General features: G+C 68.2%; 17 protein-coding genes. All 17 read left to right on the top strand.

The features are described from left to right. Positions 1–76 precede the first annotated feature (76 nt). The 17 genes from RAB71_RS10785 (at position 77) to RAB71_RS10705 (ending at position 16,695) form a co-directional block, all read left to right on the top strand. Positions 77–1,264: a flagellin gene (locus tag RAB71_RS10785; RefSeq protein ID WP_209231536.1), complete on the top strand. Its 1,188-nt coding sequence runs from the start codon at positions 77–79 to the stop codon at positions 1,262–1,264. Between the two features lie 821 nt (positions 1,265–2,085). Further along, complete coding sequence (locus RAB71_RS10780; protein WP_254458035.1) at positions 2,086–3,273, top strand: flagellin; 1,188 nt, start codon at positions 2,086–2,088, stop codon at positions 3,271–3,273. Between the two features lie 95 nt (positions 3,274–3,368). Beyond that, a complete protein-coding gene (locus RAB71_RS10775) occupies positions 3,369–4,556 on the top strand; it encodes a flagellin (RefSeq protein WP_209231186.1) in 1,188 nt (395 codons plus the stop codon). Between the two features lie 197 nt (positions 4,557–4,753). Then, positions 4,754–6,076, top strand: a complete 1,323-nt coding sequence (gene fliD / locus RAB71_RS10770) for a flagellar filament capping protein FliD (protein WP_010341675.1) — start codon at positions 4,754–4,756, stop codon at positions 6,074–6,076. 150 nt (positions 6,077–6,226) lie between these two features. After that, a complete protein-coding gene (fliS, locus tag RAB71_RS10765; protein WP_010341674.1) occupies positions 6,227–6,646 on the top strand; it encodes a flagellar export chaperone FliS in 420 nt (139 codons plus the stop codon). Then, positions 6,643–6,942 carry a hypothetical protein gene (locus tag RAB71_RS10760; protein ID WP_010341673.1) on the top strand — a complete coding sequence of 100 codons (300 nt, stop codon included), beginning with the start codon at positions 6,643–6,645 and terminating at the stop codon, positions 6,940–6,942. Before fliS ends, RAB71_RS10760 begins: the two co-directional genes overlap by 4 nt. After that, positions 6,939–7,517 carry a PilZ domain-containing protein gene (locus RAB71_RS10755; protein ID WP_010341672.1) on the top strand — a complete coding sequence of 193 codons (579 nt, stop codon included), beginning with the start codon at positions 6,939–6,941 and terminating at the stop codon, positions 7,515–7,517. The genes RAB71_RS10760 and RAB71_RS10755 overlap by 4 nt, the downstream gene beginning before the upstream one ends. Positions 7,518–7,607: 90 nt before the next feature. Then, positions 7,608–8,240, top strand: coding sequence for a response regulator transcription factor (locus RAB71_RS10750; protein WP_010341671.1), 633 nt, complete (start codon positions 7,608–7,610; stop codon positions 8,238–8,240). Positions 8,241–8,507: 267 nt separating this feature from the next. Next, positions 8,508–9,911 (top strand): RNA polymerase factor sigma-54, encoded by a 1,404-nt coding sequence (gene rpoN / locus RAB71_RS10745; RefSeq protein ID WP_010341670.1) that lies wholly within the window; start codon positions 8,508–8,510, stop codon positions 9,909–9,911. Positions 9,912–9,926: 15 nt separating this feature from the next. Beyond that, positions 9,927–10,310, top strand: coding sequence for a response regulator transcription factor (locus tag RAB71_RS10740; RefSeq protein WP_010341669.1), 384 nt, complete (start codon positions 9,927–9,929; stop codon positions 10,308–10,310). Then, positions 10,307–11,794, top strand: coding sequence for a sigma-54 dependent transcriptional regulator (locus RAB71_RS10735; RefSeq protein ID WP_010341668.1), 1,488 nt, complete (start codon positions 10,307–10,309; stop codon positions 11,792–11,794). Before RAB71_RS10740 ends, RAB71_RS10735 begins: the two co-directional genes overlap by 4 nt. Positions 11,795–12,069: 275 nt before the next feature. Then, positions 12,070–13,248 (top strand): DegT/DnrJ/EryC1/StrS aminotransferase family protein, encoded by a 1,179-nt coding sequence (locus RAB71_RS10730; RefSeq protein ID WP_010341667.1) that lies wholly within the window; start codon positions 12,070–12,072, stop codon positions 13,246–13,248. Next, on the top strand, positions 13,245–13,469 hold the full coding sequence (locus RAB71_RS10725; RefSeq protein WP_010341666.1) for an acyl carrier protein: 225 nt from the start codon (positions 13,245–13,247) through the stop codon (positions 13,467–13,469). The genes RAB71_RS10730 and RAB71_RS10725 overlap by 4 nt, the downstream gene beginning before the upstream one ends. 1 nt (position 13,470) lies before the next feature. Then, positions 13,471–14,511, top strand: coding sequence for a ketoacyl-ACP synthase III (locus RAB71_RS10720; protein WP_010341665.1), 1,041 nt, complete (start codon positions 13,471–13,473; stop codon positions 14,509–14,511). 2 nt (positions 14,512–14,513) lie between these two features. Then, the gene (locus RAB71_RS10715; protein ID WP_010341664.1) at positions 14,514–15,275 is read left to right on the top strand and encodes an SDR family NAD(P)-dependent oxidoreductase; all 762 of its coding nucleotides are present in this window, start codon (positions 14,514–14,516) and stop codon (positions 15,273–15,275) included. A 14-nt stretch (positions 15,276–15,289) separates the two neighbouring features. Continuing rightward, the gene (locus RAB71_RS10710) at positions 15,290–16,051 is read left to right on the top strand and encodes an SDR family NAD(P)-dependent oxidoreductase (RefSeq protein ID WP_040901300.1); all 762 of its coding nucleotides are present in this window, start codon (positions 15,290–15,292) and stop codon (positions 16,049–16,051) included. Continuing rightward, complete coding sequence (locus tag RAB71_RS10705; protein WP_010341662.1) at positions 16,048–16,695, top strand: acetyltransferase; 648 nt, start codon at positions 16,048–16,050, stop codon at positions 16,693–16,695. The genes RAB71_RS10710 and RAB71_RS10705 overlap by 4 nt, the downstream gene beginning before the upstream one ends. Positions 16,696–16,718 lie beyond the last annotated feature (23 nt).

Below are 16,718 nucleotides of genomic sequence, written 5' to 3'. Positions count from 1 at the left end.
GCCAAATTGATGGCCCCCTGCGGAGACTCCAGGCACCAACCGGTTGCCGGACAAATCGCTTAGAGGAGATATCAAAATGGCACAGGTCATCAATACCAACGTAATGTCGCTGAACGCTCAGCGCAACCTCAACACCACCAGCACCAGCCTGGCGACGACGATCCAGCGCCTGTCCTCGGGCCTGCGCATCAACAGCGCCAAGGACGACGCCGCCGGTCTGGCGATCTCCGAGCGCTTCACCACCCAGATCCGTGGTCTGGACGTGGCCTCGCGCAACGCCAACGACGGCATCTCGCTGGCGCAGACCGCCGAAGGCGCGATGGTCGAAATCGGCAACAACCTGCAGCGTATCCGCGAACTGGCGGTGCAGTCGGCCAACGCCACCAACTCCAGCACCGACCGCGGCGCGCTGAACTCGGAAGTCAAGCAGTTGGCCTCGGAAATCGACCGCGTCTCCAGCCAGACCAACTTCAACGGCACCAAGCTGCTGGACGGCTCCTTCTCCGGCGCCCTGTTCCAGGTCGGCGCCGACGCCGGCCAGACCATCGGCATCAACACCATCGTCAACGCCAGTGCTGCCTCGCTGGGCAAGGCCGGCTTCGCCGCCACCCAGACCGGCTCGGCTGCTCTGGCCTCCGGTACCGCCACCGCCAGCGGCAGCTTCTCCGGCATGGTCGTCAACGGCGTCACCATCGCCTCGGTCTCGGTGGCCGTCGGCGATGTCGGCAGCGACATCTCCAAGAAGATCGCCTCGGCGATCAACGACAAGCTGGCCCAGACCGGCGTGTACGCCTCGGTCGACAGCACCAGCGGTGCGCTGAAGCTGGAATCGGTCAAGGGCGGCCAGGACTTCTCCTTCACCGCGGGCAGCGCCACCGGTGCTACCGGCGTCACCTTCAGCAACGCCGGCATCGCCGCCAGCGCCGCTGCCACCGCCGGCACCACCAACTACCTGGCCGACGTGGACATCTCCACCTTCCAGGGCGCGCAGAAGGCGCTGAGCATCATCGACAACGCGCTGACTTCGGTGAACTCCTCGCGCGCCGACATGGGTGCGATCCAGAACCGCTTCACCTCCACCATCGCCAACCTGAGCTCCACCTCGGAGAACCTGTCGGCCTCGCGCAGCCGCATCCGCGATACCGACTACGCCAAGGAAACCGCCGAGCTGACCCGTACGCAGATCCTGCAGCAGGCCGGCACCGCGATGCTGGCCCAGGCCAAGCAGGCCCCGCAGAGCGTGCTGAGCCTGCTCCAGGGCTAAGCGCCAACGCACCGCAAGCACCACCGAGGCCCCTCCGCAAGGCGGGGCTTTTTTGTTCCCTCTTTCCGCCACGGGCCATCGCATCTCGGAGGAAGCGCCATCTCCGCGCGTTGCCGGTCCTCGACGCCGAAGGCCAGAGCTGCGCCGCCTTGTAGAGCGGCGGCCAGCAGAAGGCGTGGTCATGCTACCCGCGATGATCCCTGTGCATGCGACCCATTGTGCGGGATCGACGGGAAACGGCCACGGCCACCGACCGCTGGGGCTGTCGCGCGCCCCTTGAGCAATGGATTGGATGGCGGTCAGCGTCGGCGATGACCGTGGCGGCGCTCCAAGACCGCCTGTCATGTGTCGTCAGCGCAGCACACGACCTGACAGCGAGCCGACATTGCCCACATCGCCGGACGACCGACACTCCTTCTACTTCATCGCCGAGGAAAGGCGATCAGACAGGGAGAGGAAGAGATGGCCAAGCCGTTGCGCAGCAATGCGCTGCGTACCGGCAGGTCAAGCGTTCGCGTCGTCGACGCGACACACCATCGAGAGCATCGAGCACATCGCTCCCTGCACGATTCGGGCCGCCCTTTCTCCGACTTGGGCAAGACGCCTAAAGTTTGACGAAGCGCGGCCGAAACAAGCCTTTCGCCGCGTTTCTGGTGTCAGGCAAATCGCCGAAACGCCAAATTTTCGGCAGCAAATCCCTAAAGGTTGCGCACCGACTGCCGTTACTTATACCAGCAGCGGCACTGGCCAATTGATGGCCCCCTGCGGAGGCTCCAGGCACCAACGGGTTGCCGGACAAATCGCTTAGAGGAGATATCAAAATGGCACAGGTAATCAATACCAACGTAATGTCGCTGAACGCTCAGCGCAACCTCAACACCACCAGCGCCAGCCTGGCGACGACGATCCAGCGTCTGTCTTCGGGCCTGCGCATCAACAGCGCCAAGGACGACGCCGCCGGTCTGGCGATCTCCGAGCGCTTCACCACCCAGATCCGTGGTCTGGACGTGGCCTCGCGCAACGCCAACGACGGCATCTCGCTGGCGCAGACCGCCGAAGGCGCGATGGTCGAAATCGGCAACAACCTGCAGCGTATCCGCGAACTGGCGGTGCAGTCGGCCAACGCCACCAACTCCAGCACCGACCGCGGCGCGCTGAACTCGGAAGTCAAGCAGCTGGCCTCGGAAATCGACCGCGTCTCCAGCCAGACCAACTTCAACGGCACCAAGCTGCTGGACGGCTCGTTCTCCGGCGCCCTGTTCCAGGTCGGCGCCGACGCTGGCCAGACCATCGGCATCAACAGCATCGTCAACGCCAGCGCCGCCTCGCTGGGCAAGGCTGGCTTCGCCGCCACCCAGACCGGCTCGGCCGCCCTGGCCTCCGGTACCGCCACCGCCAGCGGCAGCTTCTCCGGCATGGTCGTCAACGGCGTCACCATCGCCTCGGTCTCGGTGGCCGTCGGCGACGTCGGCAGCGACATCTCCAAGAAGATCGCCTCGGCGATCAACGACAAGCTGGCCCAGACCGGCGTGTACGCCTCGGTCGACAGCACCAGCGGCGCGCTGAAGCTGGAATCGGTCAAGGGCGGTCAGGACTTCTCGTTCACCGCGGGCAGCGCCACCGGCGCCACCGGCGTCACCTTCAGCAACGCCGGCATCGCCGCCAGCGCCGCTGCCACCGCCGGCACCACCAACTACCTGGCCGACGTGGACATCTCCACCTTCCAGGGCGCGCAGAAGGCGCTGAGCATCATCGACAACGCGCTGACCTCGGTGAACTCCTCGCGCGCCGACATGGGTGCGATCCAGAACCGCTTCACCTCCACCATCGCCAACCTGAGCTCCACCTCGGAGAACCTGTCGGCCTCGCGCAGCCGCATCCGCGATACCGACTACGCCAAGGAAACCGCCGAGCTGACCCGCACGCAGATCCTGCAGCAGGCCGGCACCGCGATGCTCGCCCAGGCCAAGCAGGCCCCGCAGAGCGTGCTGAGCCTGCTCCAGGGCTAAGCGCGGCAGGCCGCGATGACCGCCGAGGGCTCCTACGCCATTAGGAGCCCTCGTAGCGGAAGCGATATCAAATAGCTGAAAACCAAGGTATCTAAATGGCACAGGTAATCAATACCAACGTAATGTCGCTGAACGCTCAGCGCAACCTCAACACCACCAGCGCCAGCCTGGCGACGACGATCCAGCGTCTGTCCTCGGGCCTGCGCATCAACAGCGCCAAGGACGACGCCGCCGGCCTGGCGATCTCCGAGCGCTTCACCACCCAGATCCGTGGTCTGGACGTGGCCTCGCGCAACGCCAACGACGGCATCTCGCTGGCGCAGACCGCCGAAGGCGCGATGGTCGAAATCGGCAACAACCTGCAGCGTATCCGCGAACTGGCCGTGCAGTCGGCCAACGCCACCAACTCCACCACCGATCGCGGCGCGCTGAACTCGGAAGTCAAGCAGCTGGCCTCGGAAATCGACCGCGTCTCCAGCCAGACCAACTTCAACGGCACCAAGCTGCTGGACGGTTCCTTCTCCGGCGCCCTGTTCCAGGTCGGCGCCGACACTGGCCAGACCATCGGCATCAACAGCATCGTCAACGCCAGCGCCGCCTCGCTGGGCAAGGCTGGCTTCGCCGCCACCCAGACCGGCTCGGCCGCCCTGGCCTCCGGTACCGCCACCGCCAGCGGCAGCTTCTCCGGCATGGTCGTCAACGGTGTCACCATCGCCTCGGTCTCGGTGGCCAACGGCGACGCCGGCAGCGACGTGGCCAAGAAGATCGCCTCGGCGATCAACGACAAGCTGGCGCAGACCGGCGTGTACGCCTCGATCGATCCGACCACCAGCGCGTTGAAGCTGGAATCGGTCAAGGGCGGCCAGGACTTCTCCTTTACGGCGGGCTCGGCCACCGGCGCCACCGGCATCACCTTCAGCAACGCCGGCATCGCCGCCAGCGCCACCGCGGTCGCCGGTACCACCAACTACCTGAAGGACGTGGACATCTCCACCTTCCAGGGTGCGCAGAAGGCGCTGAGCATCATCGACAACGCGCTGACCTCGGTGAACTCCTCGCGCGCCGACATGGGTGCGATCCAGAACCGCTTCACCTCCACCATCGCCAACCTGAGCTCCACCTCGGAGAACCTGTCGGCCTCGCGCAGCCGCATCCGCGATACCGACTACGCCAAGGAAACCGCCGAGCTGACCCGCACGCAGATCCTGCAGCAGGCCGGCACCGCGATGCTCGCCCAGGCCAAGCAGGCCCCGCAGAGCGTGCTGAGCCTGCTCCAGGGCTAAGCGCCAACGCAACGCAAGCACCACCGGACCCCTCCGCGAGGAGGGGTCTTTTTTTGAGGCGCCCGGAGCGGCACAGGATTTGCATCGCATTGCGGGCCGCAGCGACGCGCGGGCGGCGCTCAAGAAGCGGCCCCGCGCGCCGATACTCCCCTCAGCCGCTGGCGCGTCGCGCGCCCGCCACCTCAAGGAACGCGATCATGTCCACCACGTCGATCGGCTCAGGCCTGGACATCCCCACCTTCGTCGCCAAGCTGGTGGCGAAGGAACGCCAGCCGCAGGAAGACCGGATCAACCGCGACGGCACCGCGTCCAGCGCGCAGTTGTCGGCCCTGAGCACGATCAAGAGCGCCCTGTCCAACCTGCAGACGGCCATGAGCACGGTCTCCGACAGCGCCGACAGCGGTGCCTACAAGTCGAGCGTGGACGATGGCGCCGGCTACACCGCCACCGTGACCTCCAGCGCCAGCGCCGGCAAGTACGGGATCGAGGTGGTGAAGCTGGCGCAGTCGCAGAAGCTGACCTCGTCGGGCTACGCCAGCGGGGCCGCGGTCGGCAGCGGCACCCTGACCATCGCCTACGGCAGCACCACGCTCAACGTCAACATCGATACGGGCAGCAAGCTCAGCGACGTGGCCGCCCTCATCAACAAGGCCGCCAACGGCGCCGGCGTCACCGCCAGCGTGGTCAGCGCCGACGATGGCGACCATCTCGTGCTCAACGCGGTGGACTCGGGCACCAAGGGCGCCCTGACCATCACCGCCTCCGGCGGCGACGGCGGCCTGGCCAACCTCACCTACCCTGCCGGCAGCAGCGGCGGCCTGACCCAGACCATCGCCGCCGACGACGCGGTGGTGAAGGTGGACGGCTTCACGCGCACCTCCAGCAGCAACACCATCGCCGACCTGGTACCCGGCGTGGCGCTGAACCTGACCAAGGCCATCCCCGGCAGCACCTTCAACCTGAGCATCACCAACGACAACACCCCGCTGAAGGCCAATCTGACCGCCCTGGTCAGTGCCTACAACTCCGCCAACAGCGTGCTCAAGTCCTCCAGCGCCTACGACGCCACCAACAAGAAGGCGTCGGCGATGACCGGCGATGCGATGGTGCGCGGCCTGCAGCAGTCGCTGCGCCGTCTGGTCAGCGACAACGTCAGCGGGCTGATGGCGCTGGGCGTGACCATCGACAAGGACGGGGTGATGAGTTTCGACAGCGCCAAGTTCGATACCGCTGCGGCCAGCGATCCGTCCGCGGCCAAGACCCTGCTGGGCAACAACGGCAGCTTCGGCACCGGCATGAGCACGTTGTTGAAGAGCAACCTGGACAGCACCGACGGCACCCTGACCCAGCGCACCAACTCGCTCAACAAGCACATCTCCGACCTGACCGACCAGCTCAGCGATCTGGACGCGCGCATGCAGACGCTGAGCGACCAGTACACCGCCCGCTTCACCGCGATGGAAACGCTGGTGACGCAGATGCAGACCGTCAGCGATGGCTTGACCAAGCAGTTCAGCTGACGCGCGCGCGGCCGCGGCTCAAGTCGAAGCGCGTCGCGGCCGATATGAAGAGTATCGACAGTCATTACGGATTGGCCGCAGCAACCGCCCACAGCGTCGCCGCTCATCGGCACGGTGCGGAGGCCAGCCGATCCACCCGAGGAGTTTTCCATGTACGGTTCCAGCCGCCAGTACGCTGAGCAATATCGCAAGATGGGCATTTCCACCAGCGTCACCGATGCCGATCCGCACAAGCTGGTCGCCATGCTGTTCGCGGGTGCCTGCCAGCGCATCCGCCAGGCCCAGGCCTGCCTCGCGCAGGGCGACCAGGCGCGCAAGGGCAAGGCGATCGGCGAGGCCTGCGCCATCGTCGGCCATCTCAACGGCTCGCTCGACCACGAGGCCGGCGGCGAGATCGCCGGCAACCTGTCGGCGCTGTACGACTACGTGATGCACCGGCTGACCGAAGCCAACCTGCACAACGATGACGCGGCGCTGACCGAGGCACTGGAACTGCTCAGCGAGATCGACGCGGCCTGGGCCGCCATTCCCGCGCAGCAGCGCGAACTGGCCACGGCGAACGCGTCGTGAGCATCGCGCTCGCCGACCTGCACAACGACCTGCACGAACTGCGCGAGATCCTGCGCGGCGAGGATTACGCGCTGGCCCAGGCCATGGTCACCGACCACGCACGGCGCCTGCAGGCGTATCTGCAGCAGGACGGCGCCGACCGCTCGCGCGAGGCGCTGAAGCCACTGCTCGCCCTGCAGCAGGCGGTGACCGCGCAGATGCGCATGGAGCGCGACCACGCCGCGGCCTGGCTGCGCGCCAGCCGCCAGTCCAGCCATGCCGCGCGGAGCTATTCGCAGGCCGGACTGCTGGGATGAACGCCGGCCCGGACGGCGCGGCGCAGCACCCGGCCGACGCCGAACTGTTCCACGACACCCTCAGTTGCGCGCTGGCGCTGCCGGCGGACTTCCGCCTGGGCAACGGCGCCGGCCGGCTGGCGGCCGGCGAGGCGCTGTTGCGCAGCCTGGCGCAGATCGAGGATCTGCGCGGCGAAGACGGCAGCGACGACCGCAGCGACGCCACCGCGCAGACGCAGCGGATGGAGGCCAAGCTCGACCTGATGCTGGTGCTGCTGGGCCGGTTGGCCCGCCAGCACGAGGATGCCCTGCCGTTGCGGCCGCTGTGCTGGTCGCGCCGGGGCGTGCGGTTGGACCTGGGCGCGCGCTCGGGCGCCGCGCCCGGCGCCGCCGGCCTGCTGCGCCTGCAGCCCTCGGACTGGCTGCCGGACCACCTGGAACTGCCGGTGCGGGTGCTGGCCGAGGCCACCACCGCCGGGGTCGTGCAACTTTGGCTACGGTTCGAGACACAGCCGCCGGGCCTGGAAGAGGCCCTGGAACGCCACCTGTTCCGGCTGCACCGCCGGCAGATCGCCGACAGCCGGCGGGCGCGCTGAGCCCGCCCCGCGGGCACCGGCCGCCGCGACGAGGTTGGCGGCGGCGAGCGGCTCGGCTAAGGTGCGGATCTGAATAGAAGGACCTGCACCGTGCGAGTCATCATCGTCGACGATCACACCCTGGTACGCGCCGGCCTGAGCCGGCTGCTGCAGACGTTTGCGGACGTGGACGTGGTCGCCGAGGCCAGCAACGCCCAGCAGGCGGTGGACCTGACCACCCTGCACCGCCCCGACCTGGTGCTGATGGACCTGTCCCTGCCGGGGCGCAGCGGCCTGGACGCACTCACCGACGTGCTGCACAGCTCGCCCAAGACCCGGGTGGTGATGATGTCGATGCACGACGACCCGGTGCATGTGCGCGATGCGCTGGACCGCGGCGCTACCGGCTTCGTGGTCAAGGACGCCGCGCCGCTGGAACTGGAACTGGCGCTGCGCGCGGCCAGCGCCAACCAGGTGTTCCTGAGTCCGCAGATCTCCTCCAAGATGATCGCGCCGATGCTCGGCCGCGAGCGCCCGGTGGGCATCGCCGCGCTGTCGCCGCGGCAGCGCGAGATCCTGCGCCAGATCGGCCGGGGCCAGAGTAACAAGGAAATCGCCTCGGACCTGGGCATCAGCGTCAAGACCGTCGAGACCCACCGCGCGCGCATGATGGAGTCGCTGGGCTGCCGCCGCGCCAACGATCTGGTCCTGCTGGCCGCACGCCACCAAGGCGAGCTGAGCTGAACTGGGGACGGCATCCCGACACGAAAGATTGGCATAGCGCTTGCCTTAACCGGTCAGCAGGCGTGACGATCCCGCCGAACCCCGCCGCATCAGGCAATCCGCCGTCGACTGTCCGGCGCCCACCACGCAGATGTCGGGAAATTCCTGACACTCTGTCGGGAATTTGACTACTCTACTCAGGAACCCCCCGATTCTGTTACCGTCGGGCGACAAGCACTATGCGTTCCACGGGCGCCAGAGGGTTGGCGCCGAACCGAGGAAGTCCGCATGAAGCCGACCGTTTCCGCCCAACTGGGCCAGCAACTGCATCTGACCCCGCAACTGCTGCAGTCGATCCGACTGCTGCAGCTCGACGGCATGCAACTGGAACTGGAAATCCGCCGCGCACTGGAGACCAATCCATTGCTCGAGCTGGAAGAGCCCGAGGGCGCGATCGAGCCGGTGGTGAAGCACGAGGATGCGGCGCTGGAAACCGCGGCATTCGACGAACTTCCCGAATCCTCGATGTGGGACATCCCGGCCGCCGGCTGGAACGACGGCGAAGACGATCGCATGCAGCGCATCGCCGCCGGCGAGTCCACCGATCCGCACCTGCGCGTGCTGCAGCGGCTGGCGCTGGAACTGCCGGCAGCAGAATTGGAGGCGGCCGCGTTCTGGCTGGAGCACTGCGACGATGCCGGCTATCTGGACGGCTCGCTCGACACCCTGCAACAACTGGCCAGCGCCCGGCTGGGCCTGTCGGTGGCGCAGGCCGAAGCGGTGCGCCAGCGGCTGCTGCATGGCGACCCGGGCGGCCTGGGCGCCTGCGACCTGCGCGAGTGCCTGCAGGCGCAGCTGAGCGACCTGCCCGGCCGCGTACCCGGCCGCCATCTGGCCGCGCGCATCCTCGCCGGCGACCTTGACCTGCTCGCCAGCCATGACTACGCCCTGCTGGGCCGTCAGCTCGACGCCGAGACCGACGACGTGCGCGAGGCGGTGCGGCTGATCCTGTCGCTGCAGCCGCGGCCCGGCGACAGTCTGCAGCCGCAGGACCTAGGCCACGTGCTGCCGGACGTGGTTGCCTGGCATGCCGACGGCACCTGGCGGGTGGCGCTGAACCCCGCCACCACCCACCGCGTCACCGTCAACCCGATGCACGAGCGCGCCCTGGCCGAAGCCGGCGACGCCGCGCAGCCGTTGCGCGAAATGCTGCAGGAAGCGCGCTGGCTGACCCGCGGCCTGTCGATGCGCTACGAGACCCTGCTGCGCACCACCCGCGCCATCGTCGAGCGCCAGGCCGCGTTCCTGGTCAAGGGCGAGGAAGCGATGGCGCCGCTGACCCTGAAGGAAGTGGCCGATGCGATCGGCATGCACGAGTCCACGGTGTCGCGCATCACCACCGGCAAGTACCTGCAGACCCCGCGCGGCACCTTCGAGCTCAAGCACTTCTTCGCCGTGCGCCTGGAAGGCGCGGCGGTCTCCGGGCAGGCCGTGCGCGCGATGGTGCGGCGCCTGATCGAATCCGAGCCGGCCGGGCGGCCGCTGGCCGACGAGGCCATCGCCGGGCTGCTGTCGCGACAGGGCGTAAACGTGGCAAGGCGCACAGTCGCCAAGTATCGTGAACAATTGGACATCGCTCCCGCACGCGAACGCCGCCGCGGCAGCAAAACGCTGCTGGCCCGTGCGGGCTAAGGAAAAACGACGCATATGAACAAACTGTCCGTGCTTCTGGTCGACGACCACGAAGGTTTCATCAACGCCGCCATGCGCCACTTCCGCAAGCTGGACTGGATGGAAGTGATCGGCAGCGCCGCCAATGGCCTGGAAGCCATCGAGCGCTCAGAGTCGCTGCGCCCGCAGGTGGTGCTGATGGACCTGGCCATGCCCGAGATGGGCGGCCTGCAGGCCACCCGCCTGATCAAGACCCAGGACCAGGCGCCCTACATCGTGATCGCCAGCCATTTCGACGACGCCGAGCACCGCGAGCATGCCATGCGCGCCGGTGCCGACAACTTCGTCAGCAAGCTGTCCTACATCCAGGAAGTGATGCCGATCCTGGAGGGACTTCGCACGGAAGGAGTGCCGGCATGAGCGAATCGCGGATCCTTGTGATCGATGATGACGCGGTGCGCGCCGAGCGGACCGTGAGCCTGCTCGAATTCATGGACCTCAACCCGCGTTGGGTGACCGACGTGGCCGATGTCCAGCCCGGCCGGCATCGGCAGACCGAGTGGATGGCGATCCTGGTCGGCGGACTCGACGACCAGGACCAGGCCGACGCCTTCTTCGGCTGGGTGGCGCGCAGCTCGCTGCCGCCGCCGGTGCTGCTGCTCAACGGCGACGCGCAGGTCTTCGCGCAGCGCCACGGCCTGCACGAAGTCAACGTGTGGCAGCTGGAAGCGCCGCTGCGCCACGCGCAACTGGAAACCCTGCTGCGTCGCGCCAGCCTCAAGCGGCTGGACGCCGAGCACCAGGCCGGCGCCGCGCAGGACAACGGCCCAACCGGCACCAGCGCGGCGGTGACCCGCCTGCGCCGGCTGATCGACCAGGTTGCGGCCTTCGACACCACCGTGCTGGTGCTGGGCGAGTCCGGCACCGGCAAGGAAGTGGTGGCGCGCGCGATCCATCAGCAGTCGCCGCGCCGCGATGGCCCGTTCGTGGCGATCAACTGCGGCGCGATCCCGCCGGATCTGCTGGAAAGCGAACTGTTCGGCCATGAGAAGGGCTCGTTCACCGGTGCGCTGAGCGCGCGCAAGGGCCGTTTCGAAATGGCCGAGGGCGGCACCCTGCTGCTCGACGAAATCGGCGACATGAGCCTGCCGATGCAGGTCAAGCTGTTGCGGGTGCTGCAGGAGCGCAGCTTCGAGCGGGTCGGCGGCAACGTCACCATCCGCTGCAACGTGCGGGTGATCGCCGCCACGCACCGCAATTTGGAAGAACGCATCGCCGGCAACCAGTTCCGCGAGGACCTGTTCTACCGGCTCAACGTGTTCCCGATCGAGATGCCGGCGCTGCGCGAACGCAGCGACGACCTGCCGGCGCTGGTCCACACCATCGCTGCGCAGCTGGCGCGGACCGGGCGCGGCGAAGTGCGCTTCTCCGAAGAGGCCTTGCAGGCGCTGCGCAGCTACGAGTGGCCGGGCAACGTGCGCGAACTGACCAACCTGGTCGAACGCCTGGCGGTGCTGCATCCCGGCGGCCTGGTGCGGGTGCAGGACCTGCCTGCCCGCTATCGCGGCGACTTCGCCTCGTCCATCGACGTGTCGGCGCCGCCGGCGCCGATCGCGGCCGATCCGCGGCGGGTGCCCAACGTGGTGGACCTGCACGCCGGCGGCAAGCCCGGCGGCGCGGACGCCGACTCGGCGGCCCCGGCTGCGGCGACGCTGCCGGAAAGCGGCCTGGACCTGCGCGGGCACATGGCCAACATCGAGCTGGCGCTGATCAACGAGGCGCTGGAGCGCACCCAGGGCGTGGTCGCGCATGCGGCACAGTTGCTGGGCCTGCGGCGTACCACCCTGGTCGAGAAGCTGCGCAAGTACGGCATCGACCGCGACCAGACCGAACTGGCGAGCTGAGCCGGCGCACGGCGCCGGGTGCGACGGCACCCGGCGCGCCCGTGGTGCCGCCGGATGCCGTCTCCATCCCCCCTGCCCACCCTTGAGACCAGACTCGCGCTGGGGCTGCCGCGCTGCGCGCCCGCGGCGATCGCGCCAACCTTCGCCTGCATTGCATCCCGGTCGAACGCGCCGACAGTGGACAGGCACCTTTGGCATGTGGCTTGCTTCACGTTTCCACAGCACCGGGCGGGCGTTCCGCACCGGGGACTTCCACCCGTCGCCAGGCAGGTCCCATGTCCATCCCCGTCACCAGTCCGCTGCTGCCGCCCCTGGAGGCGTTCGTCCCCTACCTGGAGCAGATCTGGCGCAGCCGCATCCTGACCAACGGCGGCGACATGCACCGCGCGCTGGAGAAGGCGCTGGCCGAGTACCTGGGCGTGAACCACCTGGCGCTGCTGACCAACGGCACCCTGGCGTTGTTGACGGCGCTGCAGGCGCTGCGCATCACCGGCGAGGTCATCACGACGCCGTATTCGTTCGTGGCTACCGCGCATTCGCTGCTGTGGCGCGGCATCAAGCCGGTGTTCGTGGACATCGATCCGCAGACCATGAACCTGGATCCGCTGAAGATCGAGGCGGCGATCACCCCGCACACCACCGCGATCATGCCGGTGCACTGCTACGGCACGCCCTGCGACACCGCCGCGATCGAGCGCATCGCCGACACCTATAACCTCAAGGTCATCTACGACGCCGCGCACGCGTTCGGGGTCAAGGACGAAGGCGGCTCGATCCTGCGCCATGGCGACCTCAGCGTGCTCAGCTTCCACGCCACCAAGGTGTTCAACACCTTCGAGGGCGGCGCCATCGTCTGCCCCGACGCCAAGACCTACCAGCGCATCAGCCGGCTGAAGAACTTCGGCTTCGTCGACGAGACCACCGTGGTGGCGACCGGCATCAACGGCAAGATGAGCGAGATCAACGCCGCCTTCGGGCTGCTGCAACTGCAGCACATCGATGCCGCACTGGCGCAGCGCGGGGCGATCGATGCGCAGTACCGGCAGCGCCTGGCGCAGGTGCCGGGGATCCGCTGCCTGGCCCCGCGGGAACCGGCACTGTCCAACTACGCCTCGTTCCCGATCCTGGTCGAGGACGCCTTCCCGCTGGCGCGCGACGAGCTGCACCGGCTGCTGCGCAGCCACGACATCCTGGTGCGCCGCTATTTCTACCCGCTGATCAGCGATTTCCCGATGTACCGCGGCCTGCCCTCGTCCGCTCCGGCCGGCCTGCCGGTGGCGCGGCAGATGGCCGACCGCGTACTGTGCCTGCCGATCTTTCCCGGACTGGCGGCCGCGCAGGTGGACGCCATCGTCGACCTGATCGCCGCGGCGGGCGGCGTCATGCCCGTGTCCGATTCCCTTCGCACCCTCGCCTCTCCCTCCTTCGCCCAACCCGTGGAACCCGCAGCATGAGCAAAGAGACGTTTATCGAGAATTTCCTGTCCGCGACCGATTTTCAGAATCCGGTTGAGGTGACCATGGATACGGTGCTGCGCGAACTGCCGGAATGGGATTCGCTGGCCGCGCTGGGCGTGATCGTGATGTTCGACATGGAGTACGGCAAGACCATCACCGGCGAGCACCTGGCCGCCGTGGTGACCCTCGACGATCTGTACAAACTGACCGGGGCGTAACATGCCGACCTCCACGCTGCGCAACGTCCGCTTTGCCGGCATGGCGACCTGCGTGCCCAAGCGCGTCGTCTCCAATCTCACCGATTGCCGGCCGCAGATCCGCTCCGAGCGCGAGCGGCTGGTACGCAACATCGGCATCCATACCCGGCGCATGGCTGCGGACTGGCAGTGCTTCTCCGACTTGGCCTTCGACGCGGCGCAGGTGCTGCTGGAGCGCCTGCAGTGGCAGCGCGAGGAGGTCGATGCGCTGATCGTGGTTACCCAGTCGCCGGATTATCCGATCCCGGCCACGGCGATCATCCTGCAGGACCGCCTTGGCCTGTCGCACGCCACCGTCGCGTTCGACGTCAACCTGGGCTGCTCGGCCTACCCGTTCGGCATCAACCTGCTCGGCTCGATGATCGCCGCCGGCGGGGTCAAGAAAGGCCTGCTGCTGGTGGGCGACCGCAGCGCCAACCTAGAGGACCCGATCTTCTCCGACTCCGGCACCGCCACCGCACTGGAGTTCAGCGCCGATGCGCCGCCGATGCATTTCGACCTCAACAGCGACGGCAGCGGCTACCGCGCGATCATCCTGCCGGTCGGCGGCCACCGCGAACCGGTCGGGGTGCAGCACCTGATCCCGTACCGCGCCGACGAGAATGACCACTGGCATCGCGGCGTGGACCTGCAACTGGACGGCGTGGCGGTGCTGAGCTTCTCCACCCAGCGGGTGCCGCCGGCAGTGCAGAAGCTGCTCGACTACAGCGGCATGTCCAAGGACGAGGTCGATTACTTCGTGTTCCACCAGGCCAACAGGATGATCAACGAGACCATCCGCAAGAAGCTCGGCCTGCCGTCGGAAAAGGTGCCCTCCACCCTGCACGATTTCGGCAACACCAGCGGCGCCTCGCTGCCGGTGACCATGACCGCGCGGATCAACAAGGAGCTGGAAGCCGGCCGCAAGCGCGTGCTGCTGTGCGGCTTCGGTATCGGCCTGTCCTGGGGCACCTGCCTGGTCGACATCGACGGCGCGGTGTTCCCCGACCTGATCGAGTCCTGACGATGGCGCCTGCTGCAACAACCGATGCCTTCGGGCTGCAGGGCAAGACCATCCTGGTGACCGGTGCCTCCTCGGGCATCGGTGCCGCCGTCGCCTCGCTGTGCGCGCGCCTGGGCGCGACGCTGGTGCTCAACGGGCGCGATGCCGAACGTCTGCAGGCGGTCGCCGCGTCGCTCCCTGGCGAGGGCCACCGCAGCGTCGTCGGCGACCTCACCGAGGACGCGACCCGCTCGGCCCTGCTGGAGGCGGCCGAGCGCTACCACGGCCTGGCCTCGTGCGCCGGCATCGCCGCGCTGGTGCCGTTCAGGATGGCCGCCGAGAAGCACCTGCAGCAGATGCTGTCGGTGAACTATCTTGCGCCCGTCGTCCTGACCCAACAGTTGCTGGCCAAACGCCGGCTGCAGGAAGGCGCCTCGCTGGTCTACGTCTCGGCGCTGACCGCGCGCGCCGCGCCGCAGGCCAGCGCCGGCTACGCCGGCTCCAAGGCAGCGCTGGAGGCCGCGGTGCGATCCTTCGCGCTGGAACAGGCCCGGCACCGCATCCGCGCCAACTGCATCGCCCCTGGCTATGTCGACACGCCGATGCTGAACAGGTTGGGCAGCACCGCGGACATGGGCGACAAGATCGCGCTGACCCCGCTCGGCCGCATCGACCCGGCCGATGTCGCCAACGGCGCCGCCTACCTGCTGTCCGACGCCAGCCGCTGGATCACCCGCAGCACCCTGACCATCGACGGTGGGCTGTCCCTGCCGATCCGCCTATGAGCCCGGAGGCCTCCATGTCCGTTGCGGAAACGCCCGCCACGCTGCTGCAGACGCTGTACGGCGTGCACGGCAAGCGCATCCTGGTGACCGGCGCCTCCAAGGGCATCGGCGAGGCGGTGGCCAAGGCCTGCGCCAGCGCCGGAGCGCAACTGCTCGTCGCCGGCCGCGACCTGCCCCGGCTGCAGGCCCTGCTCGACGGCCTGCCTGGCGACGGTCACCGCCTGTTCGCCGGCGACCTGTGCGACGCTGCCGCCGTGCAACGCCTGGCCGCCGAGAGCGGGCCGCTGGACGGCGTGGTGCACAGCGCCGGCATCCGCGGCCTGTCGCCGATGAAACTGGTCAGCGAGCGCTTCCTCACCGAGGTGATGACCATCAATTACGTCGCGCCGACGATGTTGACCCGCCACCTGCTCGCACGCCAGGCGCTGCGCCCCGGCGGCTCCATCGTCTTCCTCGCCTCGATCGCCGCGCTGACCGGCACCGTCGGCGTCGGCCCCTACGCCGGCTCCAAGGCGGCGCTGATCGGCATGCTGCGGCCGCTGGCGCTGGAACTGGCGCGGCGCCAGATCCGCGCCAACGCACTGTGCCCGGGCCTGGTCGAGACCACGCTGATCAACGAGGACAAGGCCTGGTTCGAGGAGAGCCGCAAGCGCTATCCGCTGGGCATCGGCGATCCCGAGGACGTGGCCCTGGCCTGCCTGTATTTCCTCTCCGACGCCAGCAGCAAGGTCACCGGCCAGGCCTTCAGCATGGACGGTGGCGTGGAGTTCGCATGAGCGCTGCGCCACCGAAGCACGTGCTGATCGTCGGCGCCGGCGGCTTCGGCCGCGGCATCGCGGCGATGGCGTACAACGACGACCCGGGCCATGGTCAGGCCTGGGACATCAAGGGTTTCCTCGACAGCCGCAGCGAGCTGGCCCCCGGTCTGCGCTGGCCGCTGCTCGGCGATCCGGACACCTATCAGCCGGTGCCCGGCGACCTGTTCGTCTGCGCGCTCGGCGATCCGGCCGCGCGCCGGCGCTACAGCCAGCCGCTGCTGGCGCGCGGTGCCGACTTCATGGTGTTGCGCCCGCGCCTGCGCGAAGCCTCGGACACCCCGATCGGGCGCGGCAGCCTGTTCGAGGTCGGCGTGTCGATCGGCGCCGACAGCCGCATCGGCGAGTTCGTCACCATCCTCGCCACCACCATCGTCGGCCACGACGTGGTGATTGGCGACTACGTGCAGATCGGCAACTTCGTGTTCATAGGCGGCGGCGCCCGCATTGGCGACGACGTAGTGATCCACCCACACTCGACCGTGCTGCCCGGCATCGCCATCGGCGCGGGGGCCGTGATCGGCGCCGGCAGCGTGGTGGTCAAGGACGTGCCGCCCAATGTGACCGTCGCCGGAAATCCGGCGCGTACCATCTTCAGCCGTTGACCCTATGCGCAGGACGCCCTTCC

It is taken from the genome of Xanthomonas sacchari (assembly GCF_040529065.1).
Lineage (GTDB): Bacteria > Pseudomonadota > Gammaproteobacteria > Xanthomonadales > Xanthomonadaceae > Xanthomonas_A > Xanthomonas_A sacchari.
The sequence above is the reverse complement of the archived record's forward strand: the minus strand, read 5'-3'. Positions and strand labels throughout refer to the sequence as shown.

What these genes read in the sequence shown, in the direction of transcription:
- RAB71_RS10785 (WP_209231536.1), top strand. Translation starts at nt 77, where the DNA reads ATGGCACAGGTCATCAATACCAACGTAATGTCGCTGAACGCTCAGCGC.
- RAB71_RS10780 (WP_254458035.1), top strand. Translation starts at nt 2,086, where the DNA reads ATGGCACAGGTAATCAATACCAACGTAATGTCGCTGAACGCTCAGCGC.
- RAB71_RS10775 (WP_209231186.1), top strand. Translation starts at nt 3,369, where the DNA reads ATGGCACAGGTAATCAATACCAACGTAATGTCGCTGAACGCTCAGCGC.
- fliD (WP_010341675.1), top strand. Translation starts at nt 4,754, where the DNA reads ATGTCCACCACGTCGATCGGCTCAGGCCTGGACATCCCCACCTTCGTC.
- fliS (WP_010341674.1), top strand. Translation starts at nt 6,227, where the DNA reads ATGTACGGTTCCAGCCGCCAGTACGCTGAGCAATATCGCAAGATGGGC.
- RAB71_RS10755 (WP_010341672.1), top strand. Translation starts at nt 6,939, where the DNA reads ATGAACGCCGGCCCGGACGGCGCGGCGCAGCACCCGGCCGACGCCGAA.
- rpoN (WP_010341670.1), top strand. Translation starts at nt 8,508, where the DNA reads ATGAAGCCGACCGTTTCCGCCCAACTGGGCCAGCAACTGCATCTGACC.
- RAB71_RS10740 (WP_010341669.1), top strand. Translation starts at nt 9,927, where the DNA reads ATGAACAAACTGTCCGTGCTTCTGGTCGACGACCACGAAGGTTTCATC.
- RAB71_RS10735 (WP_010341668.1), top strand. Translation starts at nt 10,307, where the DNA reads ATGAGCGAATCGCGGATCCTTGTGATCGATGATGACGCGGTGCGCGCC.
- RAB71_RS10730 (WP_010341667.1), top strand. Translation starts at nt 12,070, where the DNA reads ATGTCCATCCCCGTCACCAGTCCGCTGCTGCCGCCCCTGGAGGCGTTC.
- RAB71_RS10725 (WP_010341666.1), top strand. Translation starts at nt 13,245, where the DNA reads ATGAGCAAAGAGACGTTTATCGAGAATTTCCTGTCCGCGACCGATTTT.
- RAB71_RS10720 (WP_010341665.1), top strand. Translation starts at nt 13,471, where the DNA reads ATGCCGACCTCCACGCTGCGCAACGTCCGCTTTGCCGGCATGGCGACC.
- RAB71_RS10715 (WP_010341664.1), top strand. Translation starts at nt 14,514, where the DNA reads ATGGCGCCTGCTGCAACAACCGATGCCTTCGGGCTGCAGGGCAAGACC.
- RAB71_RS10710 (WP_040901300.1), top strand. Translation starts at nt 15,290, where the DNA reads ATGTCCGTTGCGGAAACGCCCGCCACGCTGCTGCAGACGCTGTACGGC.
- RAB71_RS10705 (WP_010341662.1), top strand. Translation starts at nt 16,048, where the DNA reads ATGAGCGCTGCGCCACCGAAGCACGTGCTGATCGTCGGCGCCGGCGGC.